Consider the following 18,124-nt stretch of genomic DNA (forward strand, 5'->3'; position numbering starts at 1 on the left):
AAACTTATTGCACATAATTAGAAAAGGGGGAAAGTTAGTGGGGGAATTAATCTCAGTAAAAAGTGTGAATGAAAATTTTAAATTTATAACACAAGCAATTTGGATTGATTATGTAATTGGGGAAAATCAAAAAGTTAAAGAAAAAAAACATATTTCATTAATCGCTCTTAAAAACATCGAAACGGACACATATATAATTCATCACCTTAGTAATTTTATTATTGAAAAATGGGGGTATAAGTCATTTAATACACAGAAAAAGCACGCTACAAATATAGTGAAGTTTTTAAACTACTTAATAAAATATTATCCATGTTTGAAAATCAAAAATTTAACAGAATTGACTATCTTACATGGCTCTACATACTTAAATTGGCTGGGTACCAATAAGGTTTCTCAAGATACTGTTAAAGACGCTGAAAGAACCTTAGTGCATTTCTATACTTGGGGAACAAACAAATTACTATTCTCAAAAGTTAATTTAAACGATTTTAAACAAGAAAAAAACGAACACAATACGTTATATTATAAATCTCCTTTTACAGTGGTTTATCCACAAAAGAAAATAAAAGAAATTGAACACATTTTACCATTTGAATATATACCATTATTTTTAGAAATTGCCTCTACACATACTCCCAGAATAGCTTTAGGAATATATCTACAAATATTTGGAGGACTACGAGTTTCAGAAGTAGTTAATTTAAAGCGTACACAAATATCAAAATCTATAACAAATAAAGAATTGATATTAAAAATAGAAAATCAAAATTTCAGAACAGATTTAAAAGAACATGCCTCAGTAAAAAAGACACGATCTCAAGTAGCATTAGATGTAAATGGTTGGGGAACTACCTTGATTCGACAGCATTTAAGGCTATACTCTTCTAAACAAACTACTGCTTTGTTTTTAAACACCAATGAACAACCGATGTCTGGTAGAAGCTATAGACAGTACTTCGAAAAATGTAAAATCAAATTAATATCCACCTTAGAAGCTTCAAATAATATTGAACATCGCTTAGTAGCCCAGCATTTAAAAAGTATTAAATGGTCTACGCATATAGGACGGGGAACATTTACAAATCTCATTGCGAATGAGGCACAAAACCCTTATGAAATTGCACATTTACGAGGTGACTCTAGTTTAGAATCTGCACTCTCCTACATGGTTTCAACACCACGAATGCATAAAAAAATTGAAGAGAAATTAGATAATATGCATGAGAAGTATATTCCTAATCTTATTGAAAGGAAGTTGAACGGCCATGGTTCGTTTGAATAAAGATTATTATTCAATTAAAGAGGCTTCGGAGATTCTTAATAGGAGTATTGTTACTATTCAAGAACGTATTTATTCGAAAGGCTCCAATCATAAAATAAATGTAAAAAAAATAAATGGTCGCATTTTTATACCAAAAGAAGAGCTGATAAAATACAAACGGTTTGTCGAAGAACGTGATAATCCTGTAGAGATTGACTGCGAATATGCGATAAAAAAAATATCTATCAAAACAGAACAGAATAATTTGTTTATGGATACTCGAACGCTATTTCTAACTTATTCACAAGCTTATTTTAATAAATGTACAGGCTCTACAGTTCATAAACAAGCTACTATTGGCCAATTTATTAATTTTCATAACAAACTCCAAAGAAACTTATCTGAGGAAATCTTCAAAGTTGATATAGAGGAAGTAAATCAATTGTTTTTAAAAAAAGGGCTGCTTACTTCGAAGGAAAAATTGCTATTTACTCGGTTTCTATCATACGTATTTGATCAAAAAAATATGCCTTTAAAGAATAAATTGTTAGCTGTCCAAAAGTCTAAACGTAAAGAACAGGAAATTTATTCGGCTGCAACGTTTAATCAAATATATAAGCATGTACAAAATATAGAGCTTCATATCGAAAAAAGTCTTAATAGCAGATCTTATGCAAATATGTGGGTATATGTTACTTTACTATGCTGTGATTTTATACGAGGAAGTGATTTAATTCTCAATACACCTAACTTAAATTTAAAAGAACTTGATATTCAGGAAACAGATTTTTACAGTAATAACTTTAAATTGAATGAGCATCAAGTTCAAATAGTAATTAAGACTTTGTATCTTTCCTTTAGAAATAAGCGTGCATCTAAAACAGGTGAGCTACTTACTTTCTTAGTACCTTCGAACCTAGAGATGCCACTAGCTTACGCATTAGTTTTATCCGAGCGATTAAGAGAAAATAAAACATGTCAGTTAGAAACCTTTATCGCGGGAAAGTATCGTCAAATTAAAACTCAAGGTGGTGTGACTCATTTAAAATTTTTTAACGATTATAAAAAATTTGAGGGATTTAGATTTAGTAGCTTGATAATGAATCGTTCTTTGGCAACATACCTATATGGATCAGTAACTGAAGGAGATGCCTTTGATTCTCAACTGGCACTAACTTTATCTAAAAATGCAAGATCACATAAAAATGAAGATACTACAAAAGCTTATATACAGATGATGAATAAAGATGGTTCTCTTGGAAGAGTGGCCATAAATATTTTTCGAAGAGGAAATTTTGGATGGTTATATGAACAATTATTAAGATTTACATATACTGATAACTATAACAACTTAAATCTAGAAGATAGGACCACTATGATTGAAGAAATTAAAGAACACCTCTCTCTTAAAGAAACCGAATCAATAGCTGCTTATGTTTCTAATTATTTAACCCCTGCCATTATAGAGGAGACTGATAATGATTCGATTGTGAAAGTAATGAATACAATCTATGAGAAAAGGTTAAAAGTTATACACCAAGTTATGCGCTTAAATAAACAGCAATTACATGAGTTATTTTCGAAGTTATCAATTCATTCTATGCCTTCTAAAGTTGAGCATGCACAATGTTTAGTATTCCCCAATTGTGCTTATCCAGCTTTAATGAATTGCATGTATTGTGAATATGTTCTTCCACAAAATTTGATTTTAATTCAATTAAATCAAGAAACTCTAAGACTTTTAACTTCAATACAGGAAAGTGATAATGAAAATCTTTTAAAAAGGCAAAGTCGCTTCCTACTGCAATGCTTATTGATACTGAGTGAGGCTAATGATACTTTCGGTAAAAGTTATGTAAAAGCTTATGTAGAGGTAAATCAAATCAATGATTTGTTAAAACGATATGCTTATAAAATCTATTTACCAGGAGATAACCATGGAGATTAGAAAAATTTTAAATGAGTCACGTTTTTATAAAATAGAGTCCATCCAACAAATTTCTAAAGATGACTTGTTATTAAAAGATTATAAACAGATATTTGATGATTTAGTCGAAAGCACAGTTATAAAAAATAAATCTTTTGCAGACAACCTTTGGCTTGTTTATGATCCTTTATCACAATTAAACTTGCAAATGAAATTTGATCTAATTAGCTATCCACAAATCAATGAACATCTAAAATACTTTATTTTACTTAGACTTATATCTGGAAAGACATCCAAAACAACTTATGATGAGTTATCTGTATTACGAAAGGTTATACTTGAATCTCAAGGTTTCGAAAGTTTGGTTCAATTAAAGAGTATATTAGTTGAAAGTATTAAGAAATATAAATATCTTGGTTATCACATGGTTAGTGTTACCTCTAATTTCATTGATTTTTATAGAACTAATAATTATCAAGAAATCCTTAATATATGCTCTAGTATGCCTAAGCAATCAAAAGTATCCAGAGATTTACCTAACTTTCAAGATGTACTTGAGTTAGATGATGTTATCAATCATTATTTTAAAAATAATTCTGTAGAAGAAATTATAAGTTACATACCAATCTTAGTTTGGTGGTTACTCACTAATACATTGCCTATGCGTCCAAGTGAACTTCTAAAACTTAAAAAAATTGCCTGTCTTATGATGAAAGTAAAAATGAGCCCTATACAATTTCAGTTCCACGAATAAAAAATAAATCTACTACTATTAATGATTCTATAAAATATGATTCAGTTGTGATTGATCGAAAAACATACCAAACTTTAATAGAAGTAAGGGACAAGGTAAATATGTACTTTCCTTACTCTGAATATTTTTTCCCATCAGAAATGTTCAGCTTAAATTATAAAGTTAAAAGAAAAAAGCAGAATCCGATAATGAACTTACGTAATTTTAATGACTTAAAAGATCGATTTTATAAAATAATCGTAGAAGATAAATATGGTAAATACAATTTGGAACGCGTGAAATCTGGGGATACGCGACATTTCGCTATCATCAATATGTGTTTGCAAGGGTTTAGTATGCATAATATTGCTACTCTAGCTGGACATAGTCAATTAAAAATTACGCAAGGTTACTTTAGTCATGTTCAGCATTTTGCACAATCATATGTATATAGGCTAGCTCAACTAAAGCTCGAAGCAGAGATTAGCTATAGAATGGACAACTCTATCATAGGGTGGAAAAAATATATTGTTCATAAATCTAACATTGCGAAAGAGAAGATAACTGCAAAACACATAGGTAGAGTTCAATACGGTTTATGTTCAGAACTAAAAGAGAATTTCCCGAATACTTGTATTGAGTTCTGTGAGTTTTGTCCAAAATATATTTTCTCCCCTAGTATAAATGAAAAAGACGAAGCTATTAGATGGCTGTCTAATCATTCTGTAGATTTAGAACAACGAATTGAAGAGTCTATTTCCCTTTTAGAAAGCTTATTTGGATTACCACAAAGATACGGTCATGACTTAAATATAACTGAAAGAAAGTCGGCCGCCAAAAAGTTACAATACTATATGGAATTGAAATCGAAAATAGATGCTAATATTGCGGGTGATAAGAATGGTAAAAACTAAAAGAGGGAAACCACAACAATGGTCTGATGAAGATTTAAAGCAAATTGCTCTAGAGGTTAAATATAAGCAGCCTAGTCGAAAATTAACGTCGTTATTATTAGAAAAAGAAACTGGAATCGGAAGGAATACATGGAGTAGGCGAATGAAAGAATTTATAAATCATTTAAATTCACCTATTCATATTCCTAAACTGGACGAAAGCGGTATTATAACGATTCCTAGTGTTGAAGAACTTTTTTTAAAATATGGTACTAACACAATAGAATTAAAAAATGAGATTACAAAGCTATTAAACATTATTAGTGATCTTTACACAGACGTTAAAAAATTAGCAACACTTGAAGAATCTGTACCAAAACTGCAGTTAGAAATTCAGCAATTGAAACAACAGCTATCTAAAGTAACTGTCCAGAGAACTCACTACGAAACACTGTATAATCAAATTGTTGCTGAAAGTTATTTTCCTCATTTATACGGACAATCAGAAAAATTAAGACAAGCTAATGTGAAGGCAGCAATTATTACTTTACCAAATCAAGCTTCACAAGTTTTAGAATTAAATAACCCTAATAAGGTTTTGCAAAATGAATCAGCAATTTCAAATACTATTGATGTAAACGATAAAAAAATAGAAAAACTTAATGAGTTATTCAATTTAGATTTGGAAGATAGCTAGATTAAATTTATAAATAATATTAGGAGTCTTACGAAACGCTAGAGTAAGACTCCTATGTATTTTAATAACTACAAATAACTTTTAACTCTATACCTGTTGTCTCTTTAATAAAGTTTTCTGTAACTCCTAATAAAGTTAAAATATCGTCTCGCACACTTTTCTTTGAAATACTTGGCTGAACAATAAAAATCTCATAAGACATCGGAATTTTCTTTTTTGCTTTATCTTGTAGCGTTGTCAATAATTCTAGATTACCTTTTTCTAATCGGCTACATTGTTGACCCGAATAGGTTTTGGTATGTCTTCTTAGTAAATGACTGAAAAATTCTTTTCCAGATTTATATTTCCACTGTGTAGACTTTTGTGCTTGTCCACACACTTCATAAAGATTTGCTATAGATTCGGAAACTCTTCCGTTTTTAGCGTATTTTAAATGGTATAGTTGTATTTTTAATTCATCTTCAGTTTCTTTAATTGTAACAATATCGGCTATTTCACCACTGCCGTCATCATCATAAATAACGCTATAATCTTTTTCTTTTAAATATTGAATCATTCTATATTGTATGGAATCTTCAATTTTTGGATTGACATGCTGAGATTCTTTCGAAATATCAGTACCAGTCCAATCAAATGGCATCAATAATTCCCTATTATATAAATTAATGTGATGTTTTAGAATAATATGATCATTCCCAGTTAAAGAAGATCCATCTGCAAACCAAATAGTAGGTGTATAGTAATCTAGAAAGTCAATAAGTGGCATCCTTTTAGAACCAAATTCCACGAGTACTTTGTCTTCGCTCAAGACTTCAAATTTATAGTTGGGTAAACCTTCTTCGTAACCATGAGAAAGATCATTAAAAACTGTAAATTTAATAGGTATACATATCTCGTCAATTTTTAACTCTATTTCTAAATAACCCCTAATTTCAAAGTTTTTAATATTTAATTCTACTGCACTTAAGTTTTTTTCTATATGTCCAACCTTAAAACGGAATTTGGTCTCATTTTCCATATACACTTCGTAATCCCAATCAATGCCTATTGGGACTTCATTAGGAAGCTGGCATATTCTTGTGGGAACTAGACATTCAACTAATACTTGATTAGGATCAATTGAATAATTTGATAATTTCTCCCCAACATTAGTACACCATTTTTTTAAATTCATCAAATTCCCTTGTAACTTAGTCCAAATTCTTCCCTTGTACGAGCAGCCTATATTAACTGGTTCTCCATTTTCAAATCCAGTCCCAACCACATATGATTTTTGGCTTCGCTGTTTTTCCATTAAGGGGATAGCTTCACTAAGGTCACTACCTACGCTCATACGGTATCTGATATCTTTTGCTAAGAAAAGTTTCATACCAACATTTTGAAGTTTTAATCTGTTAATATTATAAAGTGACTTAAAGACTTCCATTCCGTTAATTAGTATGGGTTGATCTATTACTTGAGTTGCTAATTCTTTATATAGGCTAGAATTATCCGAACTGTTAATGTATAGTAATTTTTTTTCAGAATCCCAAATTAAAATTATCAATGTCCATGATAAATTAAATGTGTTTTTATCGTTTAACCAATCCAAGGAATTTTTCTTTGCATAAGCAATAACAACCATATTTTCATTTTGGTTTATATCAAAAAACACATATTCATAATTAGTGTTTTTTGTAAAGTATTCTTTTAATACTAAAGGTGACCAAAACATGCTTTTACCTTTGTATACGACTGTGCTTAATTTGGGATGTATATTTTTGAATGCAAAGTTAGATTGAGTTATATTCTTAAATCCCTCTAAAAAATCTTTGTATTCTATTTCGGATTCAACACTAGTGGAACTTATGTTGCTAATCAAATTATTCCAGTTTGCGTCATTACTATATAAATCTTCAAGAACACCTGTTACTTCTAATTCAGCAATATTAGCAATAAATGCAGCTTTACCTAAACTTTCATCATGTTTAGTACGAGTAAATCTCCCAATAAATTGTAATGTTATTGGTAAGCTCTTCCTTATATCATGAAGTGCTGCAACTTTTAATTCTGGTAAATCAAATCCTTCTCCTAACATATCCACACATACAATAATGTTATATTTCTTGTTTATAATTTCTTGATAAATATTTTTTTGATTTTCAATTCCTGAATATATTAAAACAGGGATAAGATTCGTGTTTTCTGTTAGCTCTTGATATATTTTGAAAACTTGTAGTGCTCTATTTTTATTAGAGCATCGAGCCATTAGAATGTGAGGGAAATCATTATCATCCCTATCCTTAATTAGTCTTTCAATGGCGGTTGCTGCAACTACCCTATCTACCTTGTGACCATCATACTCTTTAACAGGTATAAACTCTATCTCAGTAAAATATCCTTCTTTTTGTGCTTCTTCTAAGGGATAATTAAATATAATTTTACCATCTAAGTTTTTACCATCATTTCTGAATGGAGTAGCAGTAAACTGAATTACCTTACTATCATCAAATGTCTTTCTAACATCTTCCCATGAAGTTGCTCTTACATGATGTGCTTCATCTATAAATACATTGGAACAATATTTTGAGAGTAAAGCTCTATTACCTTTATCCATCCGAGATAAAATATTCATGGTAGTAACAACTACATTAGAGTTTTCTAGAAATCCTTCAAAAGATTCTGTAGAAGGAAACTTCTCAAAAATCAGTCCCACCTTGGGGAATAGCGCACTTGAATTAACAATCCCAAATTCTTTGAGCAAGCCCAATTTAAGAAATTTATTAGCGACTTGCGTTCTTAAAGCATCACTTGGAACAGTGATTAATAACTTCTCACACTTAGCTGCTATTAATGTTGAAAGCATCGTTTCGGTTTTTCCAGTACCAGTAGGCATCACCACTGTAGCCACATTATTTGGAACTTTTAAATGGCTTAAAATAGAATATAGAGCACCAATTTGTGGTCTGCGTAGCCCCTTCTCATCTGTCTCTATATTTTCCTCAATAAAATTGAATGCTCTACTCCAGCTATTTAAAATTTCTTCATTAGTAAAATTTCTAGATAGTAAAGGGTGCTTAAGCCAATGCTTTATCACAATTTCATTAACATTTATGTTCTGTTCAATTGTTATTTTCTCAATTAGTAATACATATGTAGCGGACAAATCGCTCTTCTTTTTGTCAGTTGTAAAGCAATATAAATCTTCTCCACATTTAAAATTAAAAAAGTGCTTTTCAATTCTGATAATTTCACCAGTAATCTCCTTTTCGTTTTCAAGAAGATGGTATATAGAATTTTTACAACCTGTTTCTTTTAAAATACATTTTTGAACTGCTGGGACATAGATTTTCAAAATAATTCCCTCACTCCTTAAAATACTTTTAAAATGTTGTAAGTCCTTGGTGGAAATTCTTCATTTAATTAATTAGATATACGGATGGTATTTATATAATATATCTTATACCAAAAAACAAAAAGAAGCATTAAATAACCAGAATGTTAGATTGTTTCTTTAGACAGATTCATTATTAGGAATTTATAGGTTCTTCCACTTCTTTAATTAATTCATGTGGGGCAATATTTAATACCTTACATATGACGAATACGGCAGATATGCTTAATTATCTTTGAGTACACTCAAGTAATCTAATATAAGTTCTATCTATATCACATTAAAGAACTAATAGTTCTTGAGAAAAATCAGCCTTTTTTTATGCTCTTCACCGAAAGCTTTTGGGATTCTCATGACATTTCAATCGACCGACTATAGTCATCAAAAAAGTGATGATCATAAAAAAAAAGAAATTGTAAATTTACACATCGAAGGAAAATCTGTTACAGATTTAAGCATTATATATAGAGTATCTCCTTCTTCGTTTAAATATTTGATAACTGCACCTATTGAAAAATTAATTTATCGGTAATTTCCATATACCCCAAAGATTACCTCACTTATTAAGTCCCTCTTTTCCAAAAGTACATCTTCCATCATTATCACTTACCTTGCTTCTCCTATTAACTATAAACTAGTTTGATTACAAGATATTTAATATAGAGTCAAGATGCATCTATTTAATTCAAACGGGTTCTATATTTAAATTATATAAGATTTATTATTCTAGGAAAAAATATACAAATTCCTCTGCGTACTAAATTGATTGTATTTTATAGCATTAAAGTCCCTGGTTTTATTTTACAAATAAAACCAGGGACTGCTGATATTTCATAAATATGCTTTTAAATTTTATTCTTAGTTAAAATATCTAGGACTTATAAGGATTTAACTAGCTCCTTAGTAGTAATATTTAATTCATTTGATTGGTCTACCTGTATTACTTCAAAACCAATTTCTATGAGTGCTGCTTTTTCTTGTTCTTTTAAGCTCTCAACATTAATATAGAGTCCCGAGATTGCCCTACTTAATGCCACATAATAAACTCTATGCACTTCTATATTCATGTTAGGTGAAAGCAGAAAGTTTAGCTCTGTTCCTTGTTTTTGGGGAGGAATTATTACTAAAATATTTTCAAATTCATCTCCTTTAGATTGGTGGATTGTTTTAAAATCACTTAAGTCATCTAAAATTTTCATTTGGAGGGCAACTTTTCTATAAGTTAAACCATCATATAATGTTTTTGCTGCTCCTCTGGAAATACGTCCCTTAACATTGTATTGCCCTACAATTAACTCGTTGTGGAAGTAAGTAATGCTTTTGGTTTCAAATTCATTGTACATATTTAAAAATCTTTTTAAGTTAACAAAAGCCTCTTTATCAGTAAAAGGCTCATCTTTTCGATAAGCAATTTTCATTAATCTTAAAGCCTCTTTTAATTGAAACTGTTTAGCTAATTCGATAGATTGGATTATATGAAAAATTCTCCAGCCTCTTTCATTATTTGAATCTTGAAGAATAATATTGAAATCCATATCTTCAATTAAATCTGTTTCATATTCAACGGACTTTGAGTTTTCACTTTTATATGATAGTACAACTGGATTTATTGATTTATCATTCAAGTAATGATAAGCACTTTTCTTAGATCCTACCAGTATAGTAGGAAGGTTACCAGATTTATGAGTGGGAGAGGATTGCTCAAAGTCTTTATTTTTACGCATATGATTAAGTACATTTATAATCTCGTTACTTGATCTATGATTATCCTTTAAAATATATAATTTCATATTTTCAATTGAAAACATCTCAAATGATTCTACGTTTGCCCCTTGAAAAGAATAAATTGATTGGCATAAGTCACCTATTACTCCTATATTAACTTCTTTTTGCCCAATCAATTCAATAATGGCTGTTTGTAATGGACTTGTGTCTTGAAACTCATCAATTAAAATATAGGGGAATTTAGCTCTAATAATATCTATTATTCGTATGTTTTCTTGTAAAATTTTATACGCAAAATAAAGGACATCATCATGACTTAATTTTCCTTCGGACCAATATAATTGTTTATATTTATAATAAGCACTTTTTTTTAGGAAATAACCTTCTATCTTACCATCATAAGCATTTAAAAACTTTAATGTTGGTATTTCATCATCTAAAACCCATTGAAGTTTATTTAGCGCCTCACATAATTTCACATCATTTAAATAATTTTGTCCAATTTCAATTTTTAATTGATTGATTTGACTGTGCCGTAGTTTAATTTGTTCATGCCCATCTATTTTATCAATAGGTAAAGGTGAATCTTCTAAAATCCAAATGTATGGTTTGACAATGTGCTTATAGCAGAAGCTATGTATTGTGCATATTTCTAATGATTCAATAGAATCTTCGAGTTTATTGACAAGTGTATTAACGGCAGTATTTGTATAAGTAATACAAGCAATTTTTTTGCTTTTCCAAGTTTAGTTGATTGATGTAGAATTCTTTTAATATGATTGGTTAAAAAAGTGGTTTTTCCTGCACCCGGTCCAGCATATAATTTAAAATGCTCATCAATTGGTATTATACTGTTACTATTTTCTAATTCCGTGGCTACTGACAAATCCATTTTATCGCCTCGCTTATATAATCTGGTGGCTCAATTAAGCCCTGCTCAGCTGTACTTATGACATAAGCAATCTCCTGAGCCGCTTCTCCTTTAGAGATAGATAATAGGTATCGACTAGCAATTATGCCTTTCTTTACGCTTAACTCATCTTTTAACAATCCAAGAGTAAGCAAGTTTAAAAGCTCGTCTTTAAAGGCATTCTTTCTTATTCTTGCAACTACTTCCTTTATAGGCTTATCTCTTGCAACAAGGTCCATTAACTCTTTAATCTCTTGAGCATTAGAAACTGAAGGGGTTACTAATTTTTCGCAACTCGGATTCTTCAAAATCAAATCATATTCAAATGTAGAGCTTTGTCCGTGTGTCTGGGTAAAAACTTTAATTTTCGAATCACTATGGCTATATGTCCCCACGAGTGAATTAGAAGTTTTTTTATATTCATAGTCTTCTGGTTGTAAGTTCAAAAATATGGGAAGACACTTTTTCCAATTGCTATCCTCATCTGCAGCGTCTTTTAGTTTTCTAACTGGATCTAAATCAGTTATGCACGCTACTTTTTTTGTTAAGGCAAATTTGCAGCGGTTAGTATCAAATAATTTTAAGAAATGATTAAAATATCTTCCACCAATATTCAATATTGTGGTATGGCTGTCCGCTAAATTCAAATCCATTGAGGCTGCGAATTCAGGAAGTACAAGCTGTTCAGCAATACCCTCTACTAGAATTACATTTTGCGCAAAAAATAAATCTGCTTTTGTTACATCTAAAAATCTTTTCACATAATTTCGAGATATGATATCTTCCTCGTTTGAATCATTGAATACTTTACTTGGATAAGCTATTTTAATTTCTTCATTAATTTTTTGAATAACTAAAATATCTTCTAAATCAACTGCAGCAGTTATATTTGGAGAATGTGAAGTAATAAATATTTGGTTAACATCTGAATCTTTATTTTCTTTTAGAAATTGTAAAAACTTATATTGCATACTTGGATGTAAATGTGCTTCTGGTTCCTCAATAGCTAATATGGAGAACACTTTGGCATTTGACCCTAAATATTCTCCAGAAGCATCTTTTTGCATTTTTGATAGCAAAAGGGAGATATAAATTAAATTATTATAGCCTAGCCCATTGCTAATGGCAGGTAGCTTAATTCCAGATTCTTTTTCGACAATGAGTCTTAATGCTGAATATAATTCGGTGTCCAAAATTTCTCCATCAAATGAAGGTTTAGATTCATCAATTCCAGCCCCAGTATTATTGACATACTTTAAAATTTGTTCTTCACCGTTTCTCATACGTTGCTGAAGTGATTCAATTATCTTCTTTGATTCAACTGAAAAGTCTCTTTTTTTCTTTTGAATTTGTTCTATTTTTTCCTTTTTTTCTAACTCACTGTTACTTTTAATATCGTAGTCCATAAAAAAGTCTATTACTTCTCTTAAAAGACTGTTATTTCCTTTGAATAAATCTCTTTCGACATCACGAATTGCAGTTAAAAATTGAAAATCAAAACGATTTATTTCATCATTCTGCACAGAATTTTTGAATTCAGGATTTCCAACGTATACTCTATGAACATACTTTTTTAAGAAATTATGTTCAATAGCTTTCCAATAGTGATTAATATCTTCAATCGATATTTTTTTCATTAAATTTGTATATTCAGCTACTTCTTTTTCAGGTAAGAAATATTCATAGGTAATTGTAGCTTCATACGGTTTATTAAGGGTTGTTAACCAGGTAGCTACTGTCACTAATTCATCTGAGTATTCACCTTCATTTTCAGATTCTTGTAGTTTAGCAGATATATATATTTTAGGTGGGCATACTTTTAGTTCTTCAATCGAGGCACTACGATTAAAATCGTTAATGTTCAATCTCTTACTAGAAGAATTGTTAAAAAGGATATCTAATGCTTTTATTACAGTTGTTTTACCAGCATTATTTTGTCCAATAATTACATTAATTCCATCATTAAAATTTAACGTTGTTTTTTTGTTAAACGATCTAAAATTGCTTATTGTTAACTCTGAAATATACATAAAATCCTCCTCGATAATTCCTATTATATCCAGTTTAATTTTATAATATTTAAATGTAAAATACTTCATTTAATAAATAAAAAGCACATAATTTAAAGAAAAATTATGTACTTCTTTTTATGTGCAATTGTAAAAAGGATTAGATATCATTGTTAAATCAAGGATGAAAGGTATTTTAGGATTTACGTGCAATTATATTTTATAGAGATAAATCTGCATCTTAACAATACATAATAATTATTTAAAAATCGTTGAATATTTCAAGATAAAATGGGCCGTAGCAATTGATGTTTGTGCTACTTTTACTAGATTTTTAAAGAACAAAATTAGTAAAAAGTCTGATGTAACAGATCCCGAATTTATGCAAAAGAACAATTTTAAACCTTCACCTTCCTTAGATTTTTTCGGCATTGAAGAGCAATCAAAACCTGCTGTCAATCATGAGAAACAAGGAAAAAATAATAGATTACAAGAATTAAATGATTATTTGAGTGAAGATCAGAAAAGAGCGTATTACTACATTTTGAGTCAAGAGCTAACATACCTATCTGAAAATGATGCGTATACAATTGCTTTAAGATTGCCACCGGATATTGATCGCTACACAAGATGGGATTTTGAAGAATGTGTGCAATGGTTCCAGTTTAATAAAGCTGAAAACAGTAATCCTGCACATTTCATAAAAATGTTTAATCAAAAATCTAAACAGAAGCAAGAACGTAGAAAACGTAATGCACAAAATACAAGCTCACTCTCAGATACAACTAATAGTCATACATTTGTTTTCTATAATTTTCTAGAAGAACACGATTAAAAAAAAAAATCCAATTACAAATAGCCTTGCTGAAAAAAAACATATACAGCAAGGCTATTTGTAATGTCTTCCTATAGTTCTTTATAACCTTGTTGGTCTTCAATTAAACAACTCATAAATCATATATATTTTCTATGTACTATAGTTTTTTCTTTTTAATTCAACTATAAAATTTAAACCTTATGAATACAGTATATTCAATTATTATTTACTAAACTATTTACTTAGAAATTTACTAAGTAAAAATCTCCAATACCTTGATACAATAACCATTATGGCCCAAATATTAATTCTAATGTTTTTATTTATTTTAATTTCTAAAACAAGATTTATTAAATATAGTACTTTGCATCTATTTGTAACTTTTTAGGGAGGCTTAGCATATTTTCTAAAAGATTCCCTAACTTTTTATATAATTTGGCATAATTCATATTTTAAACAATCGATTAAAATATGATTCTATTGGTTATATAACTACACTGGTCTTTTGTTATTCATCAAAATTGTTCAATAATATTGATTTAACTTTTTCTAAATTACCTATGTTCTTTAAAATCTTCGTACTCATTGATTTCACTCTTTAAAAGGTATAATAACTTATTTCACGAATTGTCTTAACAACTGATTTCATTATACAAGCGTCTTCGTCCCCCTCTTCAACTATAGTACAATCTACATTTTGTTCTAGCATCTGTTCTATTACTTTTAACGACTCTTGAAATCCTTCACCCTAATTACTAGTAAAATTAATAAACGTCTAGATTTATTGCCCCCCTTTTCATCTTCCTATACACATCTACATTTCATATCAAATTTATAATGTATATTATTCAAAAATCTGGTCCATACTAATACAAATGAAACCTCAAATTAAGTTTTTTTAGCTATGATTATTTAATATTTAATTAATATATTTCATCTCCCAATATCCTCATTACTTTTCACTTATAAAAATAAACCTGTTCGAGATTCAAAACCCAACAAATAATATCAGCATCTTTTAAAAATTCAAACAATACCTATACATGCTTTCATACAACAATAAAACGCTACTTTAACGCATAGCGTTCACATATAAATAAAGCTTTTTATTTGCTTTTTAGGCATATGTACTATAAAAACCATACTTAATTGCTAATTCTATTAATGAAAGCTTTGATTCTATTGCAAATATCTAGTAAAATTCTTATATCAGCAACAAACTTCTAATATTAATAGTTAGTTTTAAAATAATTTCCTATGTACATTAATGTTGTATAAATACTTGTTCACTTCCAACAATGAACGCTATTAGAACGAATAGCGTTCATTATTGAAAAAACATTAACGCTAGATGTATAGACTGACTTAATATATAAGTATGTATACAAACAAACTGATATGAGTACAAATGATTAGATAGCTGCCTATAAAAATTTCTACTCTTAAAGGAAAGATCTTTTCAAGAACGAATCAATATCTAACATACAAATAATGGAGGTGTGAAGTTTGGAATATGGATATTTTGCACAAGAAGTAGCAAAACAACTAGATATAAACACCAATACACTTCGCAGATGGTCAATTGAACTAGAAAAAATGGAATATATATTTGAAAGAAATGAGCGTAATCAACGAATTTACTATGAGAATGATATAGATATCTTAAAGCAAATGAAAGAATACTTAAATCAAAACTGGAAACTAGAAGAAGCTGCAACAAGAAGTATGGAAAGCATGGAAAATACTGAAGAGAACGCTCAGAAAACGGATAGCGTTCATGAGGAAAATGAAGTTCAAGTAACGCTCAGAAAACGTTCAGAAACTGATATTTTGATGATTCAAGAAAAATTTTCTCACATGCTTGAGCAACAAGATAAAATTGTACAACAAAACCAAGATATCATTAAATTGTTATTACAGGAACGCTCAGAAAAAGAAGACAAAGATCTACAGATTCAGTTATTACAAGAAAAACTGGATAAAGCAATTGAACTATTAAATGAAGATCGCCAAGAACAGCAAGATAACACCAAAAAAACGTTCATTCAACGTTTATTTAATTTAAATTAAATCAGATATACGTTTTTTATCAAATATATCTAATTGAGCAAAAAAAGCGGTAGCTACCGTTTTTTTTTTGCTCATCCTTACAACACGAATATGTAGTTTTGTAAAAAAAATTTCTATGATACGTTTTTTCTTGTTAAATTTCGAAGAGTGTAGTTTTTTACAACTTGTGTTACTAATCCTAACTAGAATAAATAGCCTGTGATACATGATGCTATTATAAGGGTTGATTAATTACATAAACTTTCTACTAAAATCATCAAAAAGCATCATGTCATTGGTAAAGAATACTTATAATTCAGTGGTATGCTCAAAAATAGAAAGCTTGTAAAAGCGATTAGTGACATGTCTTGGTCACAATTTCAAACAATGTTGAAATATAAAGTAAAGTGGTGTAGTGAACAATTAGTTGTAATATCTAAAACATTTGCTTCTAGTCAATTATGTTCCAATTGCAACTATAAAAACATAGATGTTAAAAATCTAAACATTCGTGAGTAGGATTATCCTTATTGTGGCACACGTCATGATAGAGATCGTAACACAGCGCTCAATCTTAGAAATGAAGCTAAACATAAGAACTATCGGGATAGCCTACTGAATTAGAAACCGTTTGGCTTCTGTACTTAGGTATCCATTACCTCAAGGATACTAGGTACTCAGTTGTCCAATATATTTTTCTTAACATATCTTATTGGACCTTTCTTATGGATTCAAAAAACTCTTTATATCGCTAATAAAAACATGTTAATCCTATTTCCTAAAATTAGTTAAGTGTTTACTTTGTCAATTTTTAGGTAAGATTGACAAATCCTCTAATTTCTTAACCACATAATAAACCTGTATAGGAAACTCCATGTTTTTTCTAGTCTTCTTTAATTCATTTTGCCAGACTAAATTTTTTCATATAAATGTCATCAATCACAGCATTCATTATTATTAAATCCTATGCGTTATAAACGCTATTATTAAAGGCCATATCTTTTACTTCTAAAGTTACATTATGTCGTCCTTAAAGGAAAACTACTATATTTATGCACTGAATCTCTAATGAACGCATAGCGTTCATTATTTACAAAACGTTAAATTAACGTTTTGTAAGCGCTCATAGCGTTTTTTTATTGTATTAAAATACTTGCCATCTAATATCCTTACAGATCGTTTCAAGTTCAAAACACTAAACAAAGAAAATTTTCCATTCTTTAATTTGTTAGGCCGCTATCACATAGCTCCTAGGCCTTTTAGACGATTCTTATCGCTCTTATAATTTAAAACTTTGCTAATAAGATATGTACCACAGGAAGAACACGCCAATTAATGTCTATATTTCCGTAATCATACTTCGAACATAGTCTACTAACATCAACTATTTTTAATTTAGCAACTACTTTATGACATATATCGCATAGTCAAGGTCGTTATTATAACGTTCATTAATTAGTACAACATAGAAACATCCAGCTTTATTATGGACTATTAATTGATACACCCTATCAGATTTTATATATTGCTTTAGCATATATTGTATCCTTTAAACAACTCAGGATATTGATATTAAAGAGATAAACGCCAAAAAAACGGGTAGTGTTCACATAAAAAACACTCAATAACACTTAAGTTAAAAAGATTTTAGCATAATCACAACTACTTATCCCTTTGTCCTGCCTTATGGATTCCAAAGATACTTCATATATCTCCAGCCTACTTTA

General features: G+C 29.5%; 9 protein-coding genes and 2 pseudogenes. 8 read left to right on the forward strand and 3 right to left on the reverse strand.

The genetic code is table 11. The features are described 5' to 3' along the window. Positions 1–37 precede the first annotated feature (37 nt). The 5 genes from HMPREF1014_RS23855 (at position 38) to HMPREF1014_RS23870 (ending at position 5,514) form a co-directional block, all read left to right on the forward strand. Entirely contained in the window at positions 38–1,285 is a 1,248-nt protein-coding gene (locus tag HMPREF1014_RS23855) for a tyrosine-type recombinase/integrase (protein WP_000504252.1), read from the forward strand. Next, positions 1,269–3,212, forward strand: a complete 1,944-nt coding sequence (locus HMPREF1014_RS23860) for a helix-turn-helix domain-containing protein (protein WP_000251929.1) — start codon at positions 1,269–1,271, stop codon at positions 3,210–3,212. Before HMPREF1014_RS23855 ends, HMPREF1014_RS23860 begins: the two co-directional genes overlap by 17 nt. Next, positions 3,202–3,945 carry a hypothetical protein gene (locus HMPREF1014_RS32270; RefSeq protein WP_009327533.1) on the forward strand — a complete coding sequence of 248 codons (744 nt, stop codon included), beginning with the start codon at positions 3,202–3,204 and terminating at the stop codon, positions 3,943–3,945. The genes HMPREF1014_RS23860 and HMPREF1014_RS32270 overlap by 11 nt, the downstream gene beginning before the upstream one ends. A 188-nt stretch (positions 3,946–4,133) precedes the next feature. Further along, on the forward strand, positions 4,134–4,838 hold the full coding sequence (locus HMPREF1014_RS32275) for a site-specific integrase (RefSeq protein WP_255344398.1): 705 nt from the start codon (positions 4,134–4,136) through the stop codon (positions 4,836–4,838). Further along, positions 4,825–5,514 carry a hypothetical protein gene (locus HMPREF1014_RS23870; RefSeq protein ID WP_000241159.1) on the forward strand — a complete coding sequence of 230 codons (690 nt, stop codon included), beginning with the start codon at positions 4,825–4,827 and terminating at the stop codon, positions 5,512–5,514. Before HMPREF1014_RS32275 ends, HMPREF1014_RS23870 begins: the two co-directional genes overlap by 14 nt. A gap of 61 nt (positions 5,515–5,575) precedes the next feature. Here HMPREF1014_RS23870 and HMPREF1014_RS23875 read toward each other — a convergent pair whose 3' ends face one another. The 3 genes from HMPREF1014_RS23875 to HMPREF1014_RS23885 all read right to left on the reverse strand — a co-directional run bounded on the left by HMPREF1014_RS23875 (position 5,576) and on the right by HMPREF1014_RS23885 (position 13,552). Further along, positions 5,576–8,848 carry a DEAD/DEAH box helicase gene (locus HMPREF1014_RS23875; RefSeq protein ID WP_000708791.1) on the reverse strand — a complete coding sequence of 1,091 codons (3,273 nt, stop codon included), beginning with the start codon at positions 8,846–8,848 and terminating at the stop codon, positions 5,576–5,578. Positions 8,849–9,765: 917 nt separating this feature from the next. Next, positions 9,766–11,340, reverse strand: coding sequence for a UvrD-helicase domain-containing protein (locus HMPREF1014_RS23880; RefSeq protein ID WP_347363583.1), 1,575 nt, complete (start codon positions 11,338–11,340; stop codon positions 9,766–9,768). Between the two features lie 148 nt (positions 11,341–11,488). Further along, the gene (locus HMPREF1014_RS23885) at positions 11,489–13,552 is read right to left on the reverse strand and encodes an ATP-dependent nuclease (RefSeq protein WP_000275934.1); all 2,064 of its coding nucleotides are present in this window, start codon (positions 13,550–13,552) and stop codon (positions 11,489–11,491) included. Between the two features lie 211 nt (positions 13,553–13,763). On the opposite strand from HMPREF1014_RS23885, the pseudogene HMPREF1014_RS23890 reads away from it, so the two are divergent. From HMPREF1014_RS23890 to HMPREF1014_RS30780, 3 genes and pseudogenes are all read left to right on the forward strand, one after another. Further along, positions 13,764–14,366: pseudogene (locus tag HMPREF1014_RS23890) on the forward strand (Replicase RepFR55); the annotation flags it as partial. Positions 14,367–15,854: 1,488 nt separating this feature from the next. Next, the gene (locus tag HMPREF1014_RS23895) at positions 15,855–16,418 is read left to right on the forward strand and encodes a MerR family transcriptional regulator (protein WP_000455692.1); all 564 of its coding nucleotides are present in this window, start codon (positions 15,855–15,857) and stop codon (positions 16,416–16,418) included. Between the two features lie 231 nt (positions 16,419–16,649). Continuing rightward, positions 16,650–17,021, forward strand: a pseudogene (locus tag HMPREF1014_RS30780) (RNA-guided endonuclease TnpB family protein); the annotation flags it as partial. Between the last annotated feature and the right edge of the window lie 1,103 nt (positions 17,022–18,124).

Source organism: Bacillus sp. 7_6_55CFAA_CT2 (assembly GCF_000238655.1).
In the GTDB taxonomy this organism is placed as follows: domain Bacteria; phylum Bacillota; class Bacilli; order Bacillales; family Bacillaceae_G; genus Bacillus_A; species Bacillus_A cereus.